The organism is Achromobacter sp. NFACC18-2, from assembly GCF_900108985.1.
In the GTDB taxonomy this organism is placed as follows: domain Bacteria; phylum Pseudomonadota; class Gammaproteobacteria; order Burkholderiales; family Burkholderiaceae_B; genus Achromobacter.
Genome location: NZ_FNYM01000009.1, coordinates 174,345 through 197,990, shown reverse-complemented (window position 1 = coordinate 197,990; position 23,646 = coordinate 174,345). Strand labels below are relative to the sequence as shown.

Here is a 23,646-nt window from a genome sequence, read left to right as displayed (position 1 = left end):
ACCGTCTCCGTCCCCGTCCCCGTCCCGCTACCAGTAGTAGTTCAGGCTCAACATCGCTTCGCGCTCCATGCCGCGGAACGTGTAGGTGTAGTAGCGCTTGTCGAACACGTTGTTGACGTTCAGGGCGATGCGGTAGCGCGGCGTCTCGTAGGCGATGGCCACGTCCGCCAGCGTGAACGCCGGGTTGTAGGGCGTGCTGCCGTCCGCCGCGGTGTTCAGCGGCGCCTTGCCGCGATAGCGCAGGCCGCCGCCCAGCATCAGGCCCGGCACCTGCCGCGGCCGATAATCCAGCCACAGGCTTGCCGTCTGGCGCGCGGTCTGGGTGAGCTGGCGGCCCACGTCCTGCAGCCGGTTGCTCTTGGTCGTGCGCGGGTCGATGTAGGTGTAGCCGGCCATCACGCTGAGTTCGCGCGACAGCGGGAACTTCGCCTCCAGCTCGATGCCGGTGGACCGCACCTCGCCGGTCTGCACACTGAAGCGCGGATGGTCCGGATCCTGCGTCGTCACGTTGGTCTGGCGGATATCGAAGACCGCCGCGGTCAGGAGCGCATCGGTGCCCGGCGGCTGGTACTTCAAACCGATTTCGTACTGTTTGCCCTCGCGCGGCTTGAACGCCGTGCCGTCGAATTGCTGGCCCGTGATCGGATCGAACGCCGTCGAATAGCTGACATAGGGCGCCACACCGTTGTCAAAGAGATAGAGCACGCCGACGCTGCCCGTGGTGGCGGCGTCGTTGATCCGCGGCTGCGTGGTGCTGCTCAGGTGGGTGCGCACGAAGTCGCGCCGCAGGCTCACGTTGCCGACCCACCGGTTCCACTTGAGCTGGTTCAGCGTGTAGATGCCCGTCTGCTTCAAATCGGTGCGCGACGGATCCATGTCGGGATAGTCGATCTGCTGGCCATAGACGGGCGCGTAGATGTCCAGGTTCGGCACGTCCCATCCGAAGCCCAGCGCATCGTTTTCCTTGTAGCGCAGGTAGTCCACGCCCACCGCGAAGGTATGCTGCAGCTCGCCCCATTGGAAGTCGCGCGAGGCGCGGCTGTCCACGGCGAGCGTCTTGCCGTTCGTGCGCTGGGCCAGGCTGGCGCGCGTGACGGTGCGCCTGTCTTCCAGCAGGTCCATCGCGTAGATGTGCCGGTAGTCGATGTCGATCTCGGAATAGCGCAGGTTCTGGCGCAGGCGCCAGCCGTTGTCCGTGTCGTGCTCGAAGGCGTAGCCGATGGACTTCGTGTCGCGGTCGAAACGGTCGAAATCCGGATCGCCGGCGGTGCGGCTCAACGGCAGGTCGCCGATCTCCGGATAGGTGTAGAGATTGGGCCACCAGCTCTTGGGCGTGGCGCGCTCCTTGGAATACGTGCCCAGCACGGTCAGCCGGGTCTGGTTCGTGATGTTCCACAGGATCGACGGCGCCACGGAAATCCGGTCGTCGCGCGAGCCGTCCGTGCGGCCGTCGCTGTCGCGGCCCAGCACGTTCAGGCGATACAGCACCTTCTGGTCGGCGTCGAACGCGCCGCCCAGGTCCGCCGTGAGCTGGCGGCGGTTGTACGTGCCGTAGCTGGCGCCCACGCTGTTGACGTGATCTGCCGAGGGCCGCTTGGAAATCACGTTGATGACGCCGCCCGGCCTCCCCTGGCCGAACAGCACCGAAGCGGGCCCCTTCAGCACCTCGATGCTGTCGAGCTCTTCGATGTTGTCGTTCCACGACGCATACGTGCCCGTCGACGGCTGCTTCAGACCGTCCTTGAAATAGGCGCTGCCGTCGCTGAACCCGCGGATTACGGCGCCCGTCATCCGCGTATCGCTCGACCCCGACACCTCGGTCTGCACGCCGGGCGTGTAGGCCAGTGCGCTTTCCAGGCTGCGCGGCGCCAGGACCTTGAGCTGCTCCTGCGTCACGATCGACACCGAACGGGGCGTCTCGATCAGCGGCACATCCAGCTTGCCGCTCTGGCTGGAAAGCGCGACGAAGCTGTCCGCCGTGCCCACCGCGACGCCATGCACCGTCACGGGCTCCAGCTGGGCGGAGGCGCCGGAGGCGGTCAGCGAGACATTGCGTCCGTCACGCTGAAACGCGACACCGCTGCCGGCCAGCAGCCGGCGCAGCGCGTCGTCGGGCGTCAAGCGTCCCGACACCGCCGGCGCGGTGCGGCCGCGCACGGTCTCGGGCAGATAGAAGATCACCAGCGACGCTTGCTCGCCCAACTGGATCAGCGCGTCGCCCAGCGGCTGCGCGGCAATGCTGATCTGCACGGGCGCCGTCTGCGCCACGGCCTCGTTGGGCATGGCGCCCCACGCCAACGCCAGGGAAATCGCCAGGGCGCCGCAGACGCCCTGCGCACCGCGCTTCGCGGCCTTGCGCGCCGCAGCGTGCGGCGTAACTTGCTTGTCCATCATCAGAAGAAAAATTCCAGTACAACTGCCCGCGCATTGAGCGCCCGACACCCTTGGCCAAAGGTTGCTTCCGGGGTCGTTATCGGCTTGCGAGCACGGCCCCTTTCACCGGATAGACGCCGGGGGTCGGAAAAAACCGGAATGATTCTCGATAGAATATTTGAAACAAAATGATTCCGCGACGGCTCGACCGTGCTTACGCCGTCATGGCGTCGGCGCCCCCGCGCGGCGAGGGCCGCTAGCGAGGCGCCAGCACCGCGCCGCCCCCGGCGGGATACAGCACGATCACGGGCGCAATGTGGGGCAGCACGTCCAGGACCGACTCGGGCTCGTCGATCGGCAACGTGCCGGCCACGCGCAGTTGCGCAAGCTTGCGGTCGTCGATCCGCAGCGGGGTGCGCAGATAGCGGTTCAGCTCTGCCACGACCTGCGACAGCGGGGTGTCGCGAAACACCAGCCGGCCTCGCTGCCAGGCCGTGATCGCCGCCACGTTTTCCTGGTGCGGCGCGGCCAACGGCGCGCCGGGCGCGTAGCGGGCGGCAAAGCCCGCCGTCAAGTGGCGCGTGGTCCTGTTCCACCATGATCCCGCGGAAAACGCCACGCTGCCCTCGTCCACCGCCAGCGCCACGGCGTCCCCCTCGCGGCGGACATTGAAGCGCGTGCCGGTCACCCGCACCTGCGCCGCGCCCGCGTTGACCGTGAAGGGCCGCGCCGCATCGGGACTGACCGTGAACAAGGCCTCGCCCGTCAGCAGGTCGATTTCGCGCCGGTCCGCATAGAGCGCGACCTGGATCTGCGTGTCCGTATTCAGTTCCACCAGCGAGCCATCGGGCAACGCGACGCGCTTGCGCTCGCCCCGCGCGGTCGCCAGCGACTGTGTGAAGCCGGCCGCCGGGGACCACAGCCGCGGGGCGATCACACCGGCGGCCAGCGTCAGGGCACACGCGGCCGACAGCCCAACGGCGAACCTGCGCCGGCTCGGCCGCGCGGGCGCGTCATCGGACAGAGCCAGGATCTCGCGCATCTCGTCTTCCGGCAGGCGGTCCGCGACGCGCCACACCGCCTGCATCGCGCGGTACTGGCGCTGGTGCTCCGGATCCGCCGCCAGCCACGCGTCAAACGCCCGCCGCTGCGCATCGTCAAGCTGCCCCAGCCGCTCGCGCGCGAACCAGTGCGCCGCCTGGTCGCGCGGCGACGCGGGCCTGCGGGATGCGTCCACGCGGGAATCAGTGCGGGGCATGATCTTGCAACCGGTCATGGATATGGGTGAGCGCGCGCTTCATGTATTTCTCGACCATGCTTTGCGTCAACCCGAGTTTCTGGGCGATTTCGGCCTGCGTGTAGCCCTCGAGCTTGTTCCAGAGGAACACCTGCTGGCATTTCAGCGGCAGTTCGGCCAGCGCCGACTTTAGCGCATCGGCCAGCTGCGCCGCCCGGATCGAGGACTCGGGATCGCCCTGCGCGGGATGCTCGGCGTCCGTCAACGCATCCAGGCTGAGCACCTCACGCCGGGACTGGCGGCGGAACTCGCCGTTCAGGCGGTTCTGACTGGCGCCGTACAAATACGCCTTCGGATCCAGCACGGCCGATTCGCCATTGCGCAGCATGTTGGCCACGACGTCATGCGCGGCGTCTTCGGCGTCGTGCCGGCTTGCGCTGCGCCGCGTCCATGTCCCGATCAGCCCGCGATAATGCGCGAGCCAGCCTTTTTCGGACGGCGGTGGGCGGGACATGGCAGAGGAGCAAGCGGATCGCGGGCGAAGAGGCCGGCATTATCAATCATGATTCTCATTACGGCAAATGAACCCGCCCTGTCTTTTGCCGTAAGCTCCTGCCCTTGCCTCCCCATCGGCACACCCATGACATTCAAGACTCCGAGATTCGCGGCGCGCGCCTTGATGGCCTTGGCAGCGTGCGTGCTGCTGGCCGCGGCGGCGCTGGCCGCAACCGGCCTTGTGGCGGGCGCGCGCAACGCCGACGTGGCCGTCGTGCTCGGCAACACCGTGCAGGCCGACGGCCAGCCCTCGCCGCGCCTGGCCGCGCGGCTGGACCGCGCCTATGACTGCTACGCCGCATCGCAATGCCGCATGCTGTTTGTCAGTGGCGGCGTGGATCCGGCCGGAACGGACGAGGCCGCCGCCATGCGCGACTACCTGCTGGCGCGCGGCGTGCCCGCCGATCGCATCATCGTCGACAGCGCCGGCGTCGACACCTGGGCCACCGCCCGCCACGCCAGCGCCTACATGCGCGAACACGGCTACACCCGCGCGCTTGCCGTGACGCAGTACTTCCATGTGCCGCGCACGATGCTGGCGCTCAAGCGTCACGGCGTGGCCGAGGTCGGCGGCGGCTATCCGGCATTTTTCGAAGTGCGCGACCTGTATTCGATTTTCCGTGAGGTGCCCGCCGTGGCGCTGTATATTTTCCGGCCCCTGTAGCGGCGGCGCGTCCGCTTGCCAGGCCCGATCACTCCAGGACCTTTCATCGTGCTGATCTTCCACAACCCCGTCCACGACAAACACAGCGGTCGCCACGAGATGTTCCGCGGCAAACTGGTGCCCTGCCACGAAACGCCTGCCCGGCTGGAATTCGTGCTGGACGCGCTGCGCCAGCGCGGCATCGGCCAATTGCGCGCGCCGGGCGGCCCCGACATGGATCTCATCAAGCGGGTGCATACGCCGCGCTATGTCGACTTCCTGGCAAGCGCCTGGAACGAATGGATCGCGTTGGACCCGGCCAATGCCGACCTGGACGTGCTGCCGTCGATCTGGCCCGTGCGCGGCTTTCGCCACGACGTCGAGCCCACGAATTTCGCCGCCCGTGTCGGCCTGTTCTCGTTCGATAGCGGCTGTCCCCTGACGGCCGGGACATGGGAAGCCGCCACGGCCGGCGCCGCGTGCGCCATCGACGCCGCCCGCGCCGTGTCCGCCGGCCAGGGCCTGCGCGCGGCCATGGCGCTGACCCGGCCGCCCGGCCATCACGCCGGGCCGGATTTCTTCGGCGGGTATTGCTTTCTGAACAACGCGGCGCTGGCGGCCCAGGCGCTGCGCGACGCGGGCGCGCAGCGCGTTGCCGTCGTCGATGTGGACTATCACCACGGCAACGGCACGCAGAGCATTTTCAATGCGCGCGGCGACGTGCTCACCGTATCGGTCCATGGCGATCCGACCACGGAATATCCGTTCTACCTGGGTTACGCCGACGAGCGCGGCGAAGGCGCGGGCCATCACTGCAACCTGAACCTGCCCTTGCCTGCCGGCAGCGACTTCGCGGCATGGACGGCCGCCCTGCGGCAAGGCCTGGACGCGGTGCGCGCATTCAAGCCCGATGCGCTGGTCATCGCGCTGGGCGTGGATACCTACGAAGGCGATCCGATCTCCAAGTTCAAGCTGAAAAGCGCCGACTATCTGCAGGTCGGGCGCATGCTGGCCGGCCTGGGCCTGCCTGCCGTGTTCACGATGGAAGGCGGCTATGCGGTCGCCGACGTGGGCATCAACGTGGCGAACGTGCTGGAGGGGTATCTGGGGTGATGGCGGCGGGCGGTTCGGTCAATCGCGCGTTTCCAACACCTTGTTGACGCGCAGCGCCAGCAAGGTGCACGCCACGCCGGACAACAGGTAGACGCTCACGGCCACCAGCCCGAAGCGCGCCGACAGGCCCAGCGCCACCAGCGGCGCGAACGCCGCGCCGACCAGCCAGGCCATGTCGGACGTGAGCGCCGCGCCGGTATAGCGGAAGCGGCGCGTGAAGTTCGCGGTGACCGTGCCAGACGCCTGCCCGTAAGACAGTCCCAGCAATGCGAAGCCGATCAGGATGAACGCATCCTGCGCTTTGGGTCCGCCGCCCAGCAACCAGGGCGCGACGACCGCGAACACGCCGATCAGCATGGCAAGCAGCCCGAGCGTGGTGCGCCGCCCGATGCGGTCGGCCAGCCAGCCCGATGCGATCGTGCCCAGGATGCCGATTACCGCGCCGATGATCTGCACGACCAACACATCGGAAATCTGTTGCGTGCCGCTGACAGCGATCCACGACAGCGGAAAAACAGTGACGAGGTGGAACAGCGCGTAGCTCGCCAGCGCGGCGAAGGCGCCGATGAAGAGGTTGTAGCCCTGCTGGCTGACGATCTCGCGGATGCTGATGGGCTCGAGCTCGCCTTCTTCAAGCAGTTGCGTGTATTCCTCGGTGACCACCAGCCGCAGCCGCGCAAACAGCGCCACCACGTTGATCGCGAAGGCGACGAAGAAGGGATACCGCCAGCCCCAGTCCAGGAAGTCCGCCTGCGTCAGCGTCAGGTGCAGATAGAGAAAGAGCGCGCTGGCCACCATGAAGCCGACGGGCGCGCCCAACTGCCCCATCATCGCGTACCACCCCCGGCGATTGGGCGGCGCGTTCAGCGCCAGCAGCGACGGCAAGCCGTCCCAGGACCCGCCGAAGGCCAGCCCCTGCAGGCAACGGAACACCGCCAGCAAGGTGATGGCGTGCACGCCGATGGAGTTGTAGCCGGGCAGGAAGGCCATGCCCACGGTCGCGGTTCCCAGCACGAACAGCGCGACCGTCAGCTTGGTGGCGCGTCCGAAGCGACGCTGAATCGCCATGGACAGGGCCGTGCCGATGGGCCGCATGATGAACGCAAAGGAGAAGATGACGAAGGCCCACAACGTGCCTTCCAGCGGCGCTTCGAAGGGAAAGAACACCTTCGGAAAAACCAGCACGCACGCGATGCCGAAGACGAAAAAATCGAAGTATTCAGAGGCGCGTCCGACGACCACGCCGACGGCGATCTCACCGGGAGCCACCTTGGCGTGGCTGGTTCCGCCGCTGATCGCCCCAGGCCCGGGAACGGGAGCGGGACCGGGAGCAGGCTGACCAGGATACTGCGTGGTGGTCGACATGGGTTCGCTCGCAAAAGAAGGTTGAACACGCGAAGGTTGAACACGCCTTGTCTACGATCTTGCAACACACCTGCAGCACGTTACGCCCATCACACGGCAAGCCGCAAGGCCCTTGGCCCAGGACTGCCCCGTACGCGTTCCCGTGCATACTTTTGCTCTTTTTACCCTAGATTTTTCGCGGCTTCCAGCGTAGTGTTTCGTTTACTTCCCACGGTTACGTTTCGGGGTATGGCCATGTCGTGCTTCCCAAGGCTCCGCGGATTTATCCTGATTGCCGCCCTGCCGCTGCTTGCCGGGTGCAATGCGGTCCTGCTCTCGCCATCCGGCGACGTGGCCGTGCAACAACGCAACCTGATCATCATTTCCACCGGCTTGATGCTCATCATCATCGTGCCGGTGATCATCCTGACGCTGCTGTTCGCATGGCGCTATCGCGCCAGCAACAAGGATGCCGCCTACGACCCCGACTGGAACCACTCCACCATGCTGGAGTTGCTGATCTGGGCCGCGCCGCTGTTGATCATCATTGCCCTGGGCGCGCTGACGTGGGTCAGCACGCACCAGCTCGATCCCTACCGTCCGCTGGCGCGCCTGTCCGAAGGCCGCGAGGTGCCGGCGGGCACCAAGCCCCTGGTCGTCGAAGTCGTCGCGCTGGACTGGAAGTGGCTCTTTCTGTATCCCGAGCAGGGCATTGCGGCCGTAAATGAAATGGCCGCGCCGGTCGACCGTCCCATCCAGTTCAAGATCACCTCGTCCTCGGTGATGAACTCGTTCTTCGTGCCCGCGCTGGCCGGCCAGATCTACGCGATGCCGGGCATGCAGACCACCCTGCACGCCGTCATCAACCATCCCGGCGAATACGAAGGCCTGTCGGCCAACTTCAGCGGCTCGGGTTTTTCCGGCATGCGCTTCCGGTTCCATGGCATGGACCAGAAAGGTTTCGACGACTGGGTCGCGCAGGCGCGCACGTCGGCGGCCGCGCTCAGCCGCGAGGCCTACCTGAAGCTCGAGCAACCCAGCGAGCGCAATCCCGTCCAGCATTACGCCACGGTCGCCCCGGGCCTGTTCGACGCCATCGTGAACCGCTGCGTCGAACCCAACCGCATGTGCATGCGCGACGCCATGGCCATCGACGCGCAAGGCGGCGCCGGCATCCCCGGCGCGCACAACGTCACCACGATGGATCCCCGGATGCGCGAGCGCCTGGGGCTGACGGAAACGCCGCCGCGCAAGTACGTCGGCTCCATGTGCACGGCCACCGAGGGATTGGTGCTGTAGCACGGCAGGTTTTGCGGCGCGGCACGTGGTCCATGTCAACGCGGTCTTTTTGCTGGAATCGAGATGCCTGATCAACCTGACCTCACCAAGCTGATCTTCGGGCGACTGACCTGGGACGCCATTCCCTTCCACGATCCCATCCTGCTGGGCACGTTCTTCATGGTGGCGGCGGGCGGCATCGTGGTGCTGGGCTCCGTGACCTACTACAAGAAGTGGGGCTACCTGTGGCACGAGTGGTTCACCAGCATCGACCACAAGAAGATCGGCATCATGTACGTGATCCTGGGCATCGTGATGCTGCTGCGCGGCTTTGCCGATGCCATCATGATGCGCGGGCAGCAGGCGGTGGCCTTCGGCGATTCCATGGGTTACCTGCCGCCGCATCACTACGACCAGATCTTCACGGCGCATGGCGTGATCATGATCTTCTTCGTGGCGATGCCGCTGGTCACCGGGCTGATGAACTACATCGTCCCGCTGCAGATCGGCGCGCGCGACGTCGCGTTTCCGTTCCTGAACAACTTCAGTTTCTGGATGACGACGGGCGGGGTGATCCTGGTGATGATGTCGCTGTTCGTGGGCGAGTTCGCGCGCACGGGCTGGCTTGCGTATCCCCCCTTATCGGGCATTCTGCACAGTCCGGACGTCGGGGTCGATTACTACATCTGGGCCCTGCAGATCGCGGGCGTGGGGACGCTGCTGTCGGGCGTGAACCTGCTGGTCACCATTGTGAAGATGCGCGCGCCGGGCATGACGATGATGCGCATGCCGATCTTCACCTGGACCGCGCTGTGCACCAACGTGCTGATCGTGGCCGCCTTCCCCGTGCTGACGGCGGTGCTGGCGCTGCTGACCATGGACCGCTACGTCGGCACCAACTTCTTCACGGCGGACTTCGGCGGCAACGCCATGATGTACGTGAACCTGATCTGGATCTGGGGCCACCCCGAGGTCTACATCCTGATCCTGCCCGCGTTCGGCATCTTTTCCGAAGTGGTGTCCACCTACTGCCGCAAGCGGCTGTTCGGCTACGCGTCCATGGTGTACGCCACGGTCGTCATCACCGTGCTGTCCTACCTGGTCTGGCTGCACCACTTCTTCACCATGGGATCGGGGGCCAGCGTGAACTCGTTCTTCGGGATCACGACAATGATCATCTCGATCCCGACGGGCGCCAAGATCTTCAACTGGCTGTTCACCATGTACCGCGGGCGCATCCGCTTTGAAGTCCCGATGCTGTGGACGATCGGCTTCATGGTGACCTTCGTGATCGGCGGCATGACGGGCGTGCTGCTGGCGGTGCCGCCCGCCGACTTCGCGCTGCACAACAGCCTGTTCCTCATCGCGCACTTCCACAACGTGATCATCGGCGGCGTGCTGTTCGGCCTGATGGCCGGCATCACGTACTGGTTTCCCAAGGCCTTCGGCTACAAGCTCGATCCGTTCTGGGGCAAGTGCTCGTTCTGGTTCTGGCTGGTGGGCTTTTACGTCGCCTTCATGCCGCTGTATGTGCTGGGCCTGATGGGCGTGACGCGCCGCGTGAATCACTTCGAGGACATGTCGCTGCAGATCTGGTTCCAGATCGCGGCCTTCGGCGCGCTGCTGATCGCCTGCGGCATCGCCAGCTTCATCATCCAATTGGTGGTGAGCTACCGCCGCCGCGAGGAACTGCGCGACACCACGGGCGACCCCTGGGACGGCCGCACGCTGGAATGGTCCACGTCGTCGCCCCCGCCCGTGTACAACTTCGCGTTCACGCCGCGGGTGCATGACCTGGACGCGTGGTGGCAGATGAAGCAGCACGGCTACCAGCGTCCGCAACAGGGCTTCATCCCGATCCACATGCCGAAGAACACCTGGGCGGGCATCGTGCTGGCGGGGATCAGCGTGGTCATGGGCTTTGCGCTGATCTGGCACATGTGGCCGCTCGTCGTGCTGTCCTTCGCGGCGCTGATCCTGGTGTCGATCATCCATACCTTCAACTACAAGCGCGACTACTACGTGCCGACCGAACAGGTCGTCGCCACGGAAGACGCCCGCACGAGGCTGCTAGCGCAACATGTCTGATACCCTCGCCCACACCCTGCCCGGCGGCGCGGCGCCGGCCGCCCAGGAACCCGTCTTTTACGTTCCCGGCGAACATCATCCCAAGAACGGCACGCTGCTCGGGTTCTGGATCTACCTGATGAGCGACTGCCTCATCTTCGCCTGCCTGTTCGCGGTCTACGGCGTGCTGGGCCGCAGCTTCGCCGCGGGCCCTTCCGGCGCAGACCTGTTCGACCTGCCGCTGGTGGCGGTGAACACGACGCTGCTGCTGCTGTCGTCCATCACGTATGGCTTTGCCATGCTGGAGATGCGGCGCAACCGCATCGGCGCGACGCAGGGCTGGCTGGCGGTGACGGGCATCCTGGGCCTGGGCTTCCTGTCGCTGGAACTGTACGAGTTCTGGCACCTGATCCACCAGGGCGCCGGCCCGCAGCGCAGCGCCTTCCTGTCGGCCTTCTTCACGCTGGTCGGCACCCACGGGCTGCACGTCACGTTCGGCATCGTCTGGCTGGTGACGATGATGCTGCAGGTGCGCATGCACGGCCTGATCCCCGAAAACCGCCGCCGCCTGATGTGCCTGTCGATGTTCTGGCACTTCCTGGACCTGATCTGGGTGGGCGTGTTCACCTTCGTGTATCTGATGGGAGTGCTGCCATGACGTCGCACATGGATAACCTGGCCGACACCGGCCACGGCGGCCATCACGGCCATGGCGGACACGACGACCACCACGACGACGACGGCGCCGCCCACGGCACCCTCAAGAGCTACCTGACCGGCTTTGTGCTGGCGGCCATCCTGACCGCGATTCCCTTCTGGCTGGTCATGGACCGCGTCATCGACAGCTCGCGCGTCACGGGCCTGGTGATACTGGCCTTCGCCGTCGTGCAGATCGTGGTCCACATCGTCTACTTCCTGCACATGGACACCAAGTCCGAAAGCGGCTGGAACATGTTGGCGTTAATATTCACGTTGGTGCTGGTCGTCATTACGCTCAGCGGATCCATCTGGATCATGTATCACTTGAACTCCAACATGATGCCCATGTCCACGCATGACATGCGCAAGATGCCCTGATGGCAGCAGTCAAAGACATTTCTTCACGCGACACCTCCCGTAATCCGCGCAGCAAGGCAACCCTGGTCATCCTGGGGTTGCTGGCTGCCGCCGTCTTCGCCGGGCTGTGCGCCCTGGGCACCTGGCAGGTGCACCGGCTGGCCTGGAAGCGCGCGCTGATCGCGCAGGTGGATGAGCGGGCCCATGCGCCGGCCACGCCCGCGCCCGGCAAAAGCGAATGGGCCCAGCTCACGCGCGACAACGCCGAGTACCGCCCCGTGTCCGCGTCCGGCACCTTCAATTTCGACCAGCAGACGCTGGTGCAGGCCGCGACCGAACTGGGCAGCGGCTACTGGGTCATGACGCCGCTGCAGTTGGCGGACGGCAGCACGGTGCTGGTCAACCGCGGCTTCGTGCTGCCGGCCTGGCGCAAGAGCCAGGCCCAGACCGCGCAGCCGCCCGCGCAGGCCCAGGTCACGGGGTTCCTGCGCATGGGCGAACCGGGCAGCGGCTTCCTGCGCAACAACGACCCCGACGCGAACCTCTGGTATTCGCGCGATCTTCCGGCCATCGCCGCGGCCCGCGGCCTGACCGACGTGGCGCCCTACTTCATCGACGCGGACGCGGCTTCCAGTCCTGGCAAGGACCCGGCCCAGGCGCCGGTGGGCGGCCTGACGGTGATCAGCTTTCCGAACAATCATCTGGTCTATGCCATCACCTGGTATGCGCTGGCGTTGATGGTGATCGTCGGGGTGGTGGTCTTCGTGCGCGAGGAGCGGCGCGCGCGCAGGCCCTGACCCGCGGTTCCAGGCAAAAAAAACGGCGCCCGTTCATCGAGGCGCCGCTTTTTTTGGTTCATTGAGCATTACCTGGGCCGGCGGCGGATCACCGTTGCGGCCACGCGATGCTGCCCGGTTCCGGGCACACCCACGAGCCGTGCAGCCGTTCGCGGATCTGGGCCAGGCTCTGCTCGACCAGCAACGCGCCGTCGCGGAACACCGGCGCCAGCGCCCCGCCTGCCGCCTGGTCGGGCGTCTGCTGGTCGCGCAGCACGTAGCCGTCGGACGTCTCGTCGACCCGCAGCAGACCCTTGGCCGACTTCTTCACGCCGGAATCCGTGACCGGATCCTTCACCAGTTCCTGCGGCTCGCCATCGACCTCGGCATAGGTCGCCTTCAGCGCCCAGCCGAACGTGTCGCGCGTCAGGTACTGGTAGGTGTAGGAGCCGATGCCCAGCACCACGTTGCCCGAGGCGAAACCCTTGCGTTCCAGGCGGACCAGGATGTCGCGCGCCCGGGTCAGGGTGATCGAATCGCCGTAGATCAGGCCGACCCGCGGGTTCAGGAGCTTGTAGCCCTTGTCGGTTTCCTCGCCGCCGAACGTATCCCACAGGCATTGCACCGCGCCCTTCACCTCCGCCGGGCGCAAGGTCTGCTGCGCGCTCGCGTCGTCGGCCAGCAGCCAGTACGTGCCCGTGGCCGTGTCGCGCACCGCCTCATAACCGTCGGCCCGCGCCTGCCGCAAGGCGGCGCGATCTTCCACGCTGGCTACGTCCGTGCAGAAATAGCCCGTCAGGATCTTCACGGGGTCCCCGGAGTCCGGACGGAACACGACCTTGGCGTTGCCCAGCGCATCCGGCTGGCGGGCCAGGATCTCGGACTTGAGGGCGGCGGCGAAGTCGGTCACGACCTGCCAGAAGTCCCAGGTGTCCGACACCACCGACACGATGCCGGCCGGATAGACCTGCGTCACGAGGCGGCGGATGGTTTCGATCTCCCCCTCCTTGCTGCCCAGGCACATCACGGAGTGTTCGGTCGCGGGCACGGAACCGCCGATGAGTTCGCGGTCGGAATCCGCGTTGTAGACGTCTTCCAGGTAGTCGATGGCCGGGATGGTGTCGGTGCCGGTGAACGACAGCAAGTGGCCCGCGCCGCACTTGCGCGCATCGTACAGGCCCGCCATGCCGCGCATCGAGAAGTCGTGGCCCTGCCAATCCACGAACGCCATCGGGCTGCCGGTCAGCCGCGCGAAATACGTCAGCAGCTTGCGGTATTCGAAGGCGATGGTGGCCACGGTCGACGGCTTCCAGGATTCGCAGCTGAACAGGGTCTCGATATAGGTCACCAGCCAGGCGAATTCCGGCCGGGTGTTGATGAAGGTGACCGGCGGCACGCGGATGTCGACGCGTGCGCCCTCGGGCACCGAGCGGATTTCCAGCGGCAGGTAGCCCAGCTCGTGCAGGGCCTGCAGGTGGTCCACCGTGACCGCGCCCTTGCCCAGCGCGTTGTCCACGCGCCGCTGGTACTGGCGCACGGCGGTGCTGGCGGGCTTGGCGAAGAATTCGCGGTCGAACAGGCCGATCAGGATTTCCTTGATGAAGCCCTGCAGGCCGAACCAGACGATCTTGTGGTCGAACAGTTCGGGCAGCACCGGCGCCAGGCGCGCGGAGCGCGGGGTGAAATTGGCCAGGATCTTGTTGGTGCCCTTGGGGTACTGGAAGGGGTGGCCGGTCTTGTAGAAGTCGGCCTGCAGAAAGGGATTCAGGCCGTTCTTCAGGCCGCGGGCCGGGGTGTCGGGAGCATTCATGGCGATTTCCTTCTTGTTTCAGTTGACCCGCACGGCGGCGGGGCCGGACGCGGCGCCTTCGGTGGCCGTCCAGTCATACGCGGTGAAGATTTCGGCATAGCGGGATTTCAGTTCCGCCAGGCCCTTGCTGAAGATGCCGTGCGTGACGTACAGGTAGAGCGGCTGGCGGGTCCGGTCGCGCAGGGCGGCGGCCAGTTCCAGGAAGGTGCGGCCGCCGTCGCAGATGTCATCGACCACCAGCACCGGCTGGGCCGGGATATCGTCGGGCACGCGGGTTTCAGTGATGCGGCCGGTCAGCGGATCGCGGACCTTTTCCGCGTAGCGCACGTCCGCTACGCCCAGCGCCTTGGCCAGCGCCTGCACGCGCTTGCGGGCGCCGGCGTCCGGAGCCATCAGCGTGACGCCCTGGGCGAAGGCCGGCGCGGCCAGCGCCTTTTTCAGGAAGGCGGCGGCGTCGACGACGCGCACCCGTTGCAGCAGCGCCGGCGTGACGTCGCTGTGCGGCTCCACGATGGTGACGGTGGCGTACTGCTGGTCGTTGATCAGCTTGCAGAACACCGCGGCGCCCAGGGCTTCGCCCGGGTTGCACACGCGGTCCTGGCGGGCGTAGGGCACGTAGGGCATGTCCAGGTGCACGGGCGCCGCGGGGTTCAGGCGGCGCAGCGCATCGGTCAGCAACAGGAGCTGCATGACGTCGTCGGCCGACTTCAGCAGGGCATGGATGCGGAATTCGCGCGCGGCGTCTGCCTGCGCGCGCAGTCCGGCGGGCACGGTGACCTGCATTTCGCCGCCCGGAAATTTGAACGCGGCCGGCGTACCGGTCTGGCCCTGTCCTTCGATTACCGCTGTGATGCTGAACATGATCGTCCCTTAGTGGCATTTCAAAACTAAGTGGCGCCAGTATAGGCCTACTTATTGTCTTTATGCAACTATGTGGAAGAAGGGGATCAGCCGACGCTGCGGTCAAAGAAGGTGAAGTCCTTCAGCCGGTACAGCCGGGCCGGCCGTTGCGCGCCCCCGACGTGTTCGTCGGTGGCCTCCAGCGCCCCCCAGGCTTCCATCTTGCGGCGGAAGTTGGACTTTTCCAGGCGGGTCCGCAGGATGGCTTCGTAGGTGTGCTGCAGTTGCGTGAGCGTGAAGCGCTCGGGCAGCAGAAAGAACGGCAGCGTCGAATACGTGGACTTGCTGCGCAGGCGCGCGACGGCCGCCCCCACGATCTTGGCGTGATCGAACGCCAGGGGCGGCAAGGCGTCCACGCTGACGAAGCGGAATTCCGCGCGCGTGGCCGCGGCCAGTTCGACGGCGGGCACCAGGGCCACATAGGCCACCGACAGCGACCACTGCCGCGGATCGCGGTCGGGGCCGGAAAACACCTGCAGCTGTTCCAGGTAGCGCGGCTCGAATCCGGTCTTGTCGCGCAGCACGCGCCGGATGCTGTCTTCGGTGGACGCGTCCTCGTCGGCGTGCACCACCCCGCCCGGCAGGGCCATGGCGTCGCGGCACGGCTCGCGGTCGCGCCGGTGCAGCGCGACTTCCAGGCCGGAATCGCGCAAGGTGAGCAGGACGGCGTCGACGGTGACGAGCGGCTGAGGAAAGTCCAACGGTAGGGTTCCAGGATTGAGCTTCTGGGCAAGATGCCACTATGAGCCCGGACGGTCAAATCGGCGCGTGCCGCCGGGGCGCTTGGCGGCGGAATACGTCCCTGAAAATTGACTGAAATTATCTATAGATTGCCGCCTGATAACGGCAAATAACGCATTGTTCTACACTATGGCCCGAGGAACACCGCCAGGTTGACACTGCGCGCCGTGTTCCTTTTGCTTTTTTCCACCCCGTATCACAGGAGTTTTCCGGATGAAAAAGACGCTGCTCGCCGCGGCAATGCTGGCTTCCTTTGCAGGCGTTGCCCAGGCAGAACCGTCAGTCACTCTCTATGGTGTCATCGACACCGGCCTCGGTTACAACAAGATCAAGGGCGATGGCTACAACGGCTCGAAGGTCGGCATGATCAACGGCATCCAGGCCGGCTCCCGCTGGGGCCTGCGCGGATCCGAAGATCTGGGGGACGGCCTGCGCGCCGTCTTCAAGCTGGAAAGCGGGTTTGACTCCGCCAACGGCCAGCGCGCCCAGTCGGGCCGCCTGTTTGGCCGCCAGGCCACCATCGGGCTGGCCAACGACGCGTGGGGCTCGCTCGAATTCGGCCGCCAGGCCACGATCGGCTCGAACTACCTGGCCGACATCGACCCCTTCTACACCAGCTACACCCAATCGAACATGGGCCTGGGTTTCAGCGCGGCCAACACCATGCGCTGGGACAACATGGTCATGTACCGCACGCCGTCGGTGAACGGCTTTGAATTCGGCATCGGCTACTCGTTCAATGCGGACGACACCACGGCCGACCAGACCGGTTTCCGCACCGCCGACAACACGCGCGGCATCACCACCGGCCTGCGCTACGTGCAAGGCCCGCTGAACGTGGCGCTGACCTACGACCAGTTGAACGGCGCCAACCGCAGCACCATCGACAACGGCGCCACGCCGCGCCAATACGCCGTGGGCGTGTCGTACGACCTGGAAGTGGTCAAGCTGGCCGCGGCCTATGGCCGCACCACCGACGGCTGGTTCGTGGGCCAGGACCTGCCCGCCGGTACGCCCTTCAGCGACGAGTTCGGCACCAACCGCTTCGTGGACGGATTCAAGGCGAACTCCTACATGCTGGGCGCGACCCTGCCCGTGGGCGCTTCCGGCAGCCTGTTCACCTCGTGGCAGCACGTGGCGCCGTCCAATGACAAGCTGACGGGCGGCGACGCCAACATGAACGTCTACAGCGTGGGCTACACCTACGACCTGTCCAAGCGCACCAACCTGTACGCCTACGGCTCGTACGGCACGGACTACGCGTTCATCGACGGCCTGAAGAGCACCGCCGCGGGCGTGGGCATCCGCCACCAGTTCTAAGCGGATGCAGAGCCGGCCCGCGCGGGCCGGCTTTTTCGCCCAGGCCTTCCCGCGCCTGGGCGAGCGGCCCCTCCCCTTGCCGCCGCCCCCCAAAGCGGCCTAAGCTCGGCAAGCATTGTGGTGACGTGCAATGCGCAGGAAACAAGCGTCCGGCATGATCGGCCTCCCTCACTGATCGCAGCCCCCAAGAACTGCCATGCCTTCTCGTCTTCCGTCCGAACTTGCGCCCCTGTTCCGTCCTTCGCGCCTGATGCGCGCCTTTGCCCTGGCCCTGCTGCCGCTGGCCCTGGCTGCCTGCAATGGCGGCGGCGACGGCGACGATGACGACCAGGCGCTGCCCCCCGTCGCCGAAACCCCGGCGCCTCAGCCGGAAACGCCGGCGCCCGGTCCCGAGACCCCGCCGCGCAACACGGCCTACCTGCAGGCCAAGCCGGGCGACGTCATTCGCGTGCGCATCGAGGAATTGCGCCCCACCCAGGCCGCGATCGGCTACGACCAGATCTTCTACAAGCTGGGGCGCTGGCAAGGCGACTTCGAGCGCGCCACCTGGGCGGCCGATCCGGCGCTGCAGCTGGATTACCTGAACCGCACGGTCGGCAAGAAGTTCGACGATTACTGCGAAGACATGGGCGGCACCGAGCGCGCGCAGGAATTCCAGAGCATCGCCGAGGCCCGCGCCGCGCGGCTCGACCAGCCCGACACGTTTACCTGCCTGGATGCGCCGGGCACCCACGCCGCCAACTTGAAGACGGTGGTGGTGGGCTGGGACGGCAATCTCTACCTGACCGACGGCCACCACACCTTTTCGTCCCTGCGCGAGATCTTTGATGGCGGCGCGACGCTGCCCGTGTGGGTGAAGGTCGACGCCAATTACAGCGACCTGGCGACCGCCGCCGCCTTCTGGCAACGCATGGTCGATGAACGCCGCGCCTGGCTGCGCGACGGCCAGAACCAGCCCATCACCGTGGACCAATTGCCCACGCGCCTTGGGCTGCCCAGCGCGCAGGAGCCGGGCGGCATGCAGGAGGACCGCTACCGCTCGCTGGTGTACTTCACCCGCGATATCGCCTACAGCAACGGCAACCTGCCCGAATTCGCCGAGTTCCTGTGGGGCGACTGGCTGCGCCGCCAGGTCTCTGCCGGACAGTTGCCGGATCTGGCGCAGTACAAGATGCAGGCGCCCGCCACGCCCGCGGAGATCCTGGCCGTGAGCACGCTCAACAAAAGTCTCCAGCCCACCGGGGCCAACGACAGCTATGCCGCCGCCGTGCGCGATGCGTCGCTCAGGATGACTGCGCTCAACGCCACCGATATCGTGTTTGAAGACCGTGACGCGGCCAGCCTGGGCCGCATCGCGCTGGAGCCGGACGCCGACAGCGGCTCGCCGACCAAGGATGCGCGCGACACGCTGGAAGACCTGCCGCGCAACGATGTCAAGACGTCCGACGGCACGCCGCGCGGGGCCGGCAAGCTGTGGTTCGCGGTGAATTACCGCACTTGCGGCAAGCCCGCGGCGGGCACGTGCTGGGGCTGGTGATGTGAAGGCCCGTGCGAACGCGCTTGCCGCTTGCAGCCTGCTGGCGCGGCGGACGCGTTCAGGGCGTCAGAGGACTTCCTGCGCGTTCTCGGCCTTGGCCAGTTGCTGCATCGCCAGCGCGACCTTCTTGGCGACTTCCAAGCGTTCGGCCGCCGACATGGCGTCGTACTCTTCCTTGGAAATGCCCAGGCTGGCCAGCGCCGCGTAGAACATCTTGTCTTCGATCGACATGGCGGCGTAGTCCATGAATTCCTGTTCGGCCTGCGAGGGCGCGGCCTGCGAAGCGCCCGACACGCCGCCGCCCATGGCGGAACGGGTGCGTTCGGTCGCGTCCGCGAACGCCGCGCGAAAGCCGTCGCCCGCGGCGGCGCGGGAGGCGGACGCAGGCTGGCCCGAACCGGCATTGATACCCAGGAAATTCACACTGCTCATGGATGCTCCGATGGATAGTCGCCGCGGGGCGCGGCGGCCGCCTGTCGCGGGACTGGCGTTCAGGCTGCCACCTTACCCCGCGCGCGTGCCGCCGGAAGAGCCGGTCAGGCGCCCGATCGGCCCGTTGCTCCGCCTATTGCGGGCCGACCATTTCTCACGCCGTTCGAGTATCTTGTGCCTCTTGCAAATCTTCCCGAGACCGTTTTCATGAGCATCGACTCCCTCCCCGGCCAGACGGCCGCCGCCGCCCCGGGCGCGGACGCCTTCCTGCAATTCCTGGTCAACCTGGTGAACAACGGCAGCCAGATCGAAAGCATCGGCGTGACCTTGCAGATGGGCGGCATGCTGGTGTCCGGATCGATCGTGTCGGGCGCCGAATATTTCGACAGCTTTGCCGCCAGTTTCTCGGGCTCGCTGGAATCGCTGGACGCGGACACGCGTCAGACCGTGCACGCCTCGCTGGCCGAGCTGGGCGACGTGTTCCGCCTGCCGCAGCCGGTCGATCCGCTGCCCAACTACATCCATCTGGCCGACGCCCTGTTCTTCACGGCCGACGGCACGCCCGTCGCCGGACAGCCGACCCTGTGGCGCGGCCGCACCAGCGCGGTGGACGGCTTCATCCTGGGACGGCTGCAGTCCGGCGCATCCGCCTGACCCGCATGACGCAACCTGTCTTTCCGCCCATCGAAGGCCAGGACGTCGACCGCAAGGTCATGCTGGCGGTCGTCGAGGCCGCCGCGGGCAGTCCGCGGTCGTTCGTGGATTGCGACTTCCAGGAGGCGGACTTTTCCCGCCTGGACCTGCGCGGCTTCCAGTTCAGCGGCTGCGCGATCGCGGGCGCCTCGTTCCAGGGCGCCGACCTGACCGACACCCAGTGGCTGCGCTGCCGCGGCGGGTCGGCCAGCTTCGCCTCGGCGGACGCCAGCGAGGCCACCTTCCAGAACTGCGACCTCAACAACGCCAATTGGCGCCGCGCGCGGCTGGCCAGCGCGCGGTTCCGTGCGTGCAAGCTGACGGGATCGGATTTCGATGGCATCGCATGCCTGGGCTGGTCGCTCGAGGAATGCCTGCTGGTGGGCGCCTTGCTGCGCGGCGTGTCGTTTCGCAAATGCAATCTGCTTCAGCTTGATTTCTCGGATGCGGACCTGTCGGGAAGCGACTTCCGCGAAGCGGTCTTTCACGGCGGCAGCCTGCGCAATGCCACCCTGAAAAATGTTCACTTCGAGGGCGCCGACCTGCGCGAAGCCGACCTGGGCGGGCTGGACCTCACGGCGGCCGCGCGGCTGGCGGGCGCCACCATCTCCAAGACCCAGGCGGCGGCCCTGCTGGCCGAACTGCGCATCAGCGTGGTCTGACCCTGCTGAAGCGCTGCTCCACCACCACGCTGCCCCATTGGCGCCCTTCGGACGCCTGGGTCAGCGTGAAGCCTGCCGCTTCGTACAGATGCCGGGCGGCGTCCAGCCCCTTGAACGTCCACAGGTAGGTTTCGTCGTACCGCTCGTCCACGTAGGCCATGGCCCGCGCCAGCAGGGCCCGGCCCACGCCCATGCCGCGCAGCGATTCGTCGACGATGAACCAGCGCAAATGCGCCTGCCGCGCAGCCAGATCGCCATCGATGACGATCGAAGCCAGCGTCCGGCCATTGTCCACGTACAGCCACATGTTCTTGCCCGGGGCCGGCAGGCCTTCCGCGAATTCGGCCAGTTCGGTCGCGACCTTGCGCTCGAAGTACACGCCAAAGCCCGAGGCTTGCGCGTAATAGCGGGCATGCAGGCTGGCGATATCGCCGATGCATCCCGGCAGATAGCCCTCATGGATCTGGCTGGCGGGCACGACGGCCGCGGGCGGGGCATCGTTGGGGTTCTCGCTGGACAGCGCGTCGGCGTACAGGGACAGGAAGCGGATCAGCGATTCCTGGTCGGCCGGCGCCATGCGGCGCAGCGCGTGCGACACCTGATCGGTGGCGAACTGGTCGATCCGCGCGCGCAGCGCGTGGCCTGCCTCGGTCAGGGTGAGCCGGGAGGAACGCGCGTCGTCGGCGGCGGTCTCTCGCACCAGCAGGCCGGCCGATTCCAGCTTGGCCACCTGCCGGCTGGTGTTGGACTTGTCCAGCCGCAGTATCGCGGCCAGGTCGCGCGCCTGGATGCCCGGGTGCAGGCCGATCTCGATGATGGCGTGCACCGCCGAGGGCGCCAGATCGCTGCCCGCGAGCGAGGCGCGCATGAAGCCCAGCTCGCGCACCAGCTTGCGGGAAAACTCCCGCAGGTCCTGGATGGTTTTATCCCGGGACTGGGACGGAAAGTCGATAAGGTCCATGGCGCGCCCCTAAAGTTGCGGTTCGCAACCAATATACTTGCGAGTCGCAACCAAAACAAGCGGCACGTGCCGCGCCGTCAGCGGGGACGGGCAAAGCGCGCGCGCGCCGCCTCGATCTCCGCATGGCAGACGCAGCCGCTCATGTGCTCGTTCACCATGCCCACGGCCTGCATGAAGGCATGCATCGTCGTCGGCCCCACGAAGGTCCAGCCCCGCCGCTTCAATGCACGCGAGAGCCGCACCGACGCGTCGGACGTGGGATGGTTGTCCCAGTGGCGCCGGTCCACCGCCGCCGGGCGTTCCTGCACCGGCGGCTCGTGCGCCCACAGCCAGCCGGCCAGCGAGCCGGTTTCGTCGGCCAGTTCGCGCGCGCGCCGGGCATTGTTGATGGCCGACACGATCTTGGCACGGTTACGCACGATGCCCGCGTTGCCCATCAGGCGTTCCACGTCGCGCTCGGTGTAGCGCGCGACGCGCTCGACATCGAAATCGTCGAAGGCCTCGCGAAACGCCTCGCGCTTGCGCAGGATGGTGATCCACGCCATGCCCGCCTGAAAGCCTTCCAGGCAGATCTTTTCGTACAGGCGGCAATCGTCGGCCACGGGCCGGCCCCACTCATGGTCGTGATAGTCGGGCATGGAAGGCTGCCAGAAGCAGCGCGGCACGCCGTCGCCATCGAGGATCAGGCCGGCATCTTCCTGCGCGGCGCCGCCCGGGTGGTCCACAGCCGTCATTTCCCGGCGGGCACGGGGCAGCTCATGTCGCCTTCCTCGCACTTCAGGTAGGCGCGCAGTTCCTTCGTGCGGGCCTGCGTCAGCTTGTCCAGGCACATGCTCAGCACCATCGGATAGGCGCTGCCACCGGTGACGCCTGAGGAGGAAAACGCGCACTCGGCGTCGCGAAAGAAGAGCCACGCCTTCTGCGCCGCCTGCAAGCGGGTGGTGGCGTCCTTGTTGTCCACAAGGCGCGCCATCACGTCCCGGTAGGCGGCGTTCAAGTCGGCGTCGGATTTGCGGTAGGCCTGGTCGGCGCACAGGCTCATGTCGGTCTGCGTGGACGCCTGGTCGCACTTGATCACTTGGGCCTGCGCCCCAGCCGTCAGCACGAGCGCGGCGGCGGCAAACACGAAACGCATGGGAGGTCCTCCTGGGGTTGATGCGTGATGGGATCGTCGGGGAAAGTGTCGCATGGATGCCCGCGCGTCGCAGCGCGGCCCGGCGTGTCGCCTAAGATAGTGCCCATGAAGATCCAACTGCTATCCGACTTGCATCTTGAAACCGATCCCACGTTCGTGGCGCAACCCTTGCCCGGCGCCGATCTGCTCGTGCTGGCGGGCGACATCGGCTCGTACCGCCAGGGCTCGCGCCTGGAGCGGGATGATTTCGGGCTGGGCGCCTATTCCCCGCGTCACGGCTGGCCCACGCCGGTGCTGTACGTGCCGGGCAATCACGAATACGACAACGTGGATTTCGACGAGACGCACGCGCGCCTGCGCGAACTTTGCGAGGCGCTGGACATCCAGTGGCTGGAACGCGAAACCCGCGTGATCGACGGCGTGCGTTTCGTGGGCACGACGCTGTGGGCGGACTTCGATGCGCTGGCAGCCCCGCACGACCCGCTCGGCGAAGTCCTGAAGAAACGCGCCAAGGCCTTCCGGGCGGCGGACTTCTATCTCGAAAAGGCGGAAATGCGCCGCCACGGCGCCCCCTTCATGGCCGAGCAGATGCGCGAGCAAAGCCTGGCCTGCCAGCAGTGGCTGGACGCCGCGCTGCGCACGCCGTTCGCGGGCAAAACGGTGGCGGTCACGCACTTCGCCCCCACGCTGGCCAGCGCCGACCCGCGCTATGGCGTCACGCCGGGCACGGCGGGATTCTGCAACGCGCTCGACGCGTTGCTGCCGCTGGCCGACGTCTGGATACACGGCCATCTGCACTGCGCCCAGGACTATGTGAAGGACGGCTGCCGGGTCATCGCCAATCCGCTGGGGTATGCGAAGAAAGGCGAACAGGCGGACTACGCGCCGGATCGGTTGTGGGATGTGTCGGGCTTGCCGGCCGCAGAACGTCCGGGCGCGCAGGCCGTTTAAGGATGCAGGGTGAGCGTCCGCGCCGCGAATCGGCGCGGAGAACGCGGTCGTCGGACCCACGC

At 66.6% G+C, this 23,646-nt stretch carries 23 protein-coding genes; 12 read left to right on the top strand and 11 right to left on the bottom strand.

Annotated features, from left to right (window positions below):
- Positions 1-27: 27 nt before the first annotated feature.
- The 3 genes from BMW75_RS16000 to BMW75_RS15990 all read right to left on the bottom strand — a co-directional run bounded on the left by BMW75_RS16000 (position 28) and on the right by BMW75_RS15990 (position 4,124).
- Positions 28-2,394 (bottom strand): TonB-dependent siderophore receptor, encoded by a 2,367-nt coding sequence (locus BMW75_RS16000; protein WP_175493185.1) that lies wholly within the window; start codon positions 2,392-2,394, stop codon positions 28-30.
- Positions 2,395-2,629: 235 nt separating this feature from the next.
- Positions 2,630-3,631 (bottom strand): FecR family protein, encoded by a 1,002-nt coding sequence (locus tag BMW75_RS15995; protein ID WP_254792040.1) that lies wholly within the window; start codon positions 3,629-3,631, stop codon positions 2,630-2,632.
- A complete protein-coding gene (locus tag BMW75_RS15990; RefSeq protein ID WP_092580697.1) occupies positions 3,618-4,124 on the bottom strand; it encodes a sigma-70 family RNA polymerase sigma factor in 507 nt (168 codons plus the stop codon). The genes BMW75_RS15995 and BMW75_RS15990 overlap by 14 nt, the downstream gene beginning before the upstream one ends.
- A 126-nt stretch (positions 4,125-4,250) precedes the next feature.
- Here BMW75_RS15990 and BMW75_RS15985 point away from each other — a divergent pair, with 126 nt between their 5' ends.
- Together BMW75_RS15985 and BMW75_RS15980 are read left to right on the top strand one after the other, a co-directional pair.
- Positions 4,251-4,829 (top strand): YdcF family protein, encoded by a 579-nt coding sequence (locus BMW75_RS15985; protein ID WP_076516386.1) that lies wholly within the window; start codon positions 4,251-4,253, stop codon positions 4,827-4,829.
- Between the two features lie 48 nt (positions 4,830-4,877).
- Complete coding sequence (locus BMW75_RS15980; RefSeq protein WP_092580695.1) at positions 4,878-5,921, top strand: histone deacetylase family protein; 1,044 nt, start codon at positions 4,878-4,880, stop codon at positions 5,919-5,921.
- An 18-nt stretch (positions 5,922-5,939) separates the two neighbouring features.
- On the opposite strand, the gene BMW75_RS15975 is transcribed toward BMW75_RS15980, so the two are convergent.
- Positions 5,940-7,286 (bottom strand): MFS transporter, encoded by a 1,347-nt coding sequence (locus tag BMW75_RS15975; protein WP_092580693.1) that lies wholly within the window; start codon positions 7,284-7,286, stop codon positions 5,940-5,942.
- 234 nt (positions 7,287-7,520) lie between these two features.
- Here BMW75_RS15975 and cyoA point away from each other — a divergent pair, with 234 nt between their 5' ends.
- The 5 genes from cyoA (at position 7,521) to BMW75_RS15950 (ending at position 12,463) form a co-directional block, all read left to right on the top strand.
- The gene (cyoA, locus tag BMW75_RS15970; protein ID WP_092580812.1) at positions 7,521-8,564 is read left to right on the top strand and encodes a ubiquinol oxidase subunit II; all 1,044 of its coding nucleotides are present in this window, start codon (positions 7,521-7,523) and stop codon (positions 8,562-8,564) included.
- Between the two features lie 63 nt (positions 8,565-8,627).
- Positions 8,628-10,631: a cytochrome o ubiquinol oxidase subunit I gene (cyoB, locus tag BMW75_RS15965; RefSeq protein ID WP_092580691.1), complete on the top strand. Its 2,004-nt coding sequence runs from the start codon at positions 8,628-8,630 to the stop codon at positions 10,629-10,631.
- Positions 10,624-11,268, top strand: coding sequence for a cytochrome o ubiquinol oxidase subunit III (gene cyoC, locus BMW75_RS15960; RefSeq protein ID WP_076516393.1), 645 nt, complete (start codon positions 10,624-10,626; stop codon positions 11,266-11,268). Before cyoB ends, cyoC begins: the two co-directional genes overlap by 8 nt.
- Complete coding sequence (cyoD, locus tag BMW75_RS15955; protein ID WP_076516395.1) at positions 11,265-11,687, top strand: cytochrome o ubiquinol oxidase subunit IV; 423 nt, start codon at positions 11,265-11,267, stop codon at positions 11,685-11,687. Before cyoC ends, cyoD begins: the two co-directional genes overlap by 4 nt.
- Positions 11,687-12,463, top strand: coding sequence for an SURF1 family protein (locus BMW75_RS15950; RefSeq protein WP_092580689.1), 777 nt, complete (start codon positions 11,687-11,689; stop codon positions 12,461-12,463). Before cyoD ends, BMW75_RS15950 begins: the two co-directional genes overlap by 1 nt.
- An 88-nt stretch (positions 12,464-12,551) precedes the next feature.
- Here BMW75_RS15950 and BMW75_RS15945 read toward each other — a convergent pair whose 3' ends face one another.
- The 3 genes from BMW75_RS15945 to BMW75_RS15935 all read right to left on the bottom strand — a co-directional run bounded on the left by BMW75_RS15945 (position 12,552) and on the right by BMW75_RS15935 (position 15,853).
- Positions 12,552-14,252, bottom strand: a complete 1,701-nt coding sequence (locus tag BMW75_RS15945; protein ID WP_092580687.1) for a nicotinate phosphoribosyltransferase — start codon at positions 14,250-14,252, stop codon at positions 12,552-12,554.
- An 18-nt stretch (positions 14,253-14,270) separates the two neighbouring features.
- The gene (prs, locus tag BMW75_RS15940) at positions 14,271-15,113 is read right to left on the bottom strand and encodes a ribose-phosphate diphosphokinase (protein WP_092580685.1); all 843 of its coding nucleotides are present in this window, start codon (positions 15,111-15,113) and stop codon (positions 14,271-14,273) included.
- Positions 15,114-15,199: 86 nt separating this feature from the next.
- Positions 15,200-15,853, bottom strand: coding sequence for an NUDIX hydrolase (locus BMW75_RS15935; RefSeq protein ID WP_092580683.1), 654 nt, complete (start codon positions 15,851-15,853; stop codon positions 15,200-15,202).
- 253 nt (positions 15,854-16,106) lie between these two features.
- Here BMW75_RS15935 and BMW75_RS15930 point away from each other — a divergent pair, with 253 nt between their 5' ends.
- Together BMW75_RS15930 and BMW75_RS15925 are read left to right on the top strand one after the other, a co-directional pair.
- Positions 16,107-17,213 (top strand): porin, encoded by a 1,107-nt coding sequence (locus tag BMW75_RS15930; protein WP_092580681.1) that lies wholly within the window; start codon positions 16,107-16,109, stop codon positions 17,211-17,213.
- Positions 17,214-17,409: 196 nt separating this feature from the next.
- Complete coding sequence (locus BMW75_RS15925) at positions 17,410-18,750, top strand: ParB/Srx family N-terminal domain-containing protein (RefSeq protein ID WP_092580679.1); 1,341 nt, start codon at positions 17,410-17,412, stop codon at positions 18,748-18,750.
- Between the two features lie 66 nt (positions 18,751-18,816).
- On the opposite strand, the gene BMW75_RS15920 is transcribed toward BMW75_RS15925, so the two are convergent.
- Positions 18,817-19,182: a hypothetical protein gene (locus BMW75_RS15920; protein ID WP_092580677.1), complete on the bottom strand. Its 366-nt coding sequence runs from the start codon at positions 19,180-19,182 to the stop codon at positions 18,817-18,819.
- Positions 19,183-19,389: 207 nt separating this feature from the next.
- Here BMW75_RS15920 and gvpU point away from each other — a divergent pair, with 207 nt between their 5' ends.
- Together gvpU and BMW75_RS15910 are read left to right on the top strand one after the other, a co-directional pair.
- Positions 19,390-19,836 (top strand): gas vesicle accessory protein GvpU, encoded by a 447-nt coding sequence (gvpU, locus tag BMW75_RS29475; RefSeq protein ID WP_175493184.1) that lies wholly within the window; start codon positions 19,390-19,392, stop codon positions 19,834-19,836.
- 5 nt (positions 19,837-19,841) lie between these two features.
- Complete coding sequence (locus BMW75_RS15910) at positions 19,842-20,537, top strand: pentapeptide repeat-containing protein (protein ID WP_092580675.1); 696 nt, start codon at positions 19,842-19,844, stop codon at positions 20,535-20,537.
- Here BMW75_RS15910 and BMW75_RS15905 read toward each other — a convergent pair.
- The 3 genes from BMW75_RS15905 to BMW75_RS15895 form a co-directional block, all read right to left on the bottom strand.
- Positions 20,524-21,498: a bifunctional helix-turn-helix transcriptional regulator/GNAT family N-acetyltransferase gene (locus BMW75_RS15905; RefSeq protein ID WP_092580673.1), complete on the bottom strand. Its 975-nt coding sequence runs from the start codon at positions 21,496-21,498 to the stop codon at positions 20,524-20,526. The two genes, BMW75_RS15910 and BMW75_RS15905, sit on opposite strands and share 14 nt — an antisense overlap.
- Positions 21,499-21,575: 77 nt before the next feature.
- Positions 21,576-22,232 (bottom strand): DNA-3-methyladenine glycosylase I, encoded by a 657-nt coding sequence (locus BMW75_RS15900; RefSeq protein ID WP_092580671.1) that lies wholly within the window; start codon positions 22,230-22,232, stop codon positions 21,576-21,578.
- Positions 22,229-22,633: a lysozyme inhibitor LprI family protein gene (locus BMW75_RS15895; protein ID WP_092580669.1), complete on the bottom strand. Its 405-nt coding sequence runs from the start codon at positions 22,631-22,633 to the stop codon at positions 22,229-22,231. The genes BMW75_RS15900 and BMW75_RS15895 overlap by 4 nt, the downstream gene beginning before the upstream one ends.
- 105 nt (positions 22,634-22,738) lie before the next feature.
- On the opposite strand from BMW75_RS15895, the gene BMW75_RS15890 reads away from it, so the two are divergent.
- Positions 22,739-23,584 (top strand): metallophosphoesterase, encoded by an 846-nt coding sequence (locus tag BMW75_RS15890; RefSeq protein ID WP_092580667.1) that lies wholly within the window; start codon positions 22,739-22,741, stop codon positions 23,582-23,584.
- Positions 23,585-23,646: the final 62 nt, after the last annotated feature.

Coding starts and splice junctions, on each gene's coding strand:
- cyoB (WP_092580691.1), top strand. CDS start 8,628: ATGCCTGATCAACCTGACCTCACCAAGCTGATCTTCGGGCGACTGACC.
- gvpU (WP_175493184.1), top strand. CDS start 19,390: ATGAGCATCGACTCCCTCCCCGGCCAGACGGCCGCCGCCGCCCCGGGC.
- BMW75_RS15890 (WP_092580667.1), top strand. CDS start 22,739: ATGAAGATCCAACTGCTATCCGACTTGCATCTTGAAACCGATCCCACG.
- BMW75_RS15930 (WP_092580681.1), top strand. CDS start 16,107: ATGAAAAAGACGCTGCTCGCCGCGGCAATGCTGGCTTCCTTTGCAGGC.
- cyoA (WP_092580812.1), top strand. CDS start 7,521: ATGTCGTGCTTCCCAAGGCTCCGCGGATTTATCCTGATTGCCGCCCTG.
- BMW75_RS15950 (WP_092580689.1), top strand. CDS start 11,687: ATGGCAGCAGTCAAAGACATTTCTTCACGCGACACCTCCCGTAATCCG.
- BMW75_RS16000 (WP_175493185.1), bottom strand. CDS start 2,394: ATGATGGACAAGCAAGTTACGCCGCACGCTGCGGCGCGCAAGGCCGCG.
- cyoD (WP_076516395.1), top strand. CDS start 11,265: ATGACGTCGCACATGGATAACCTGGCCGACACCGGCCACGGCGGCCAT.
- BMW75_RS15900 (WP_092580671.1), bottom strand. CDS start 22,232: ATGACGGCTGTGGACCACCCGGGCGGCGCCGCGCAGGAAGATGCCGGC.
- BMW75_RS15995 (WP_254792040.1), bottom strand. CDS start 3,631: ATGCCCCGCACTGATTCCCGCGTGGACGCATCCCGCAGGCCCGCGTCG.
- BMW75_RS15975 (WP_092580693.1), bottom strand. CDS start 7,286: ATGTCGACCACCACGCAGTATCCTGGTCAGCCTGCTCCCGGTCCCGCT.
- BMW75_RS15910 (WP_092580675.1), top strand. CDS start 19,842: ATGACGCAACCTGTCTTTCCGCCCATCGAAGGCCAGGACGTCGACCGC.
- cyoC (WP_076516393.1), top strand. CDS start 10,624: ATGTCTGATACCCTCGCCCACACCCTGCCCGGCGGCGCGGCGCCGGCC.
- BMW75_RS15920 (WP_092580677.1), bottom strand. CDS start 19,182: ATGAGCAGTGTGAATTTCCTGGGTATCAATGCCGGTTCGGGCCAGCCT.
- BMW75_RS15945 (WP_092580687.1), bottom strand. CDS start 14,252: ATGAATGCTCCCGACACCCCGGCCCGCGGCCTGAAGAACGGCCTGAAT.
- BMW75_RS15925 (WP_092580679.1), top strand. CDS start 17,410: ATGCCTTCTCGTCTTCCGTCCGAACTTGCGCCCCTGTTCCGTCCTTCG.
- BMW75_RS15895 (WP_092580669.1), bottom strand. CDS start 22,633: ATGCGTTTCGTGTTTGCCGCCGCCGCGCTCGTGCTGACGGCTGGGGCG.
- BMW75_RS15990 (WP_092580697.1), bottom strand. CDS start 4,124: ATGTCCCGCCCACCGCCGTCCGAAAAAGGCTGGCTCGCGCATTATCGC.
- BMW75_RS15905 (WP_092580673.1), bottom strand. CDS start 21,498: ATGGACCTTATCGACTTTCCGTCCCAGTCCCGGGATAAAACCATCCAG.
- prs (WP_092580685.1), bottom strand. CDS start 15,113: ATGTTCAGCATCACAGCGGTAATCGAAGGACAGGGCCAGACCGGTACG.
- BMW75_RS15985 (WP_076516386.1), top strand. CDS start 4,251: ATGACATTCAAGACTCCGAGATTCGCGGCGCGCGCCTTGATGGCCTTG.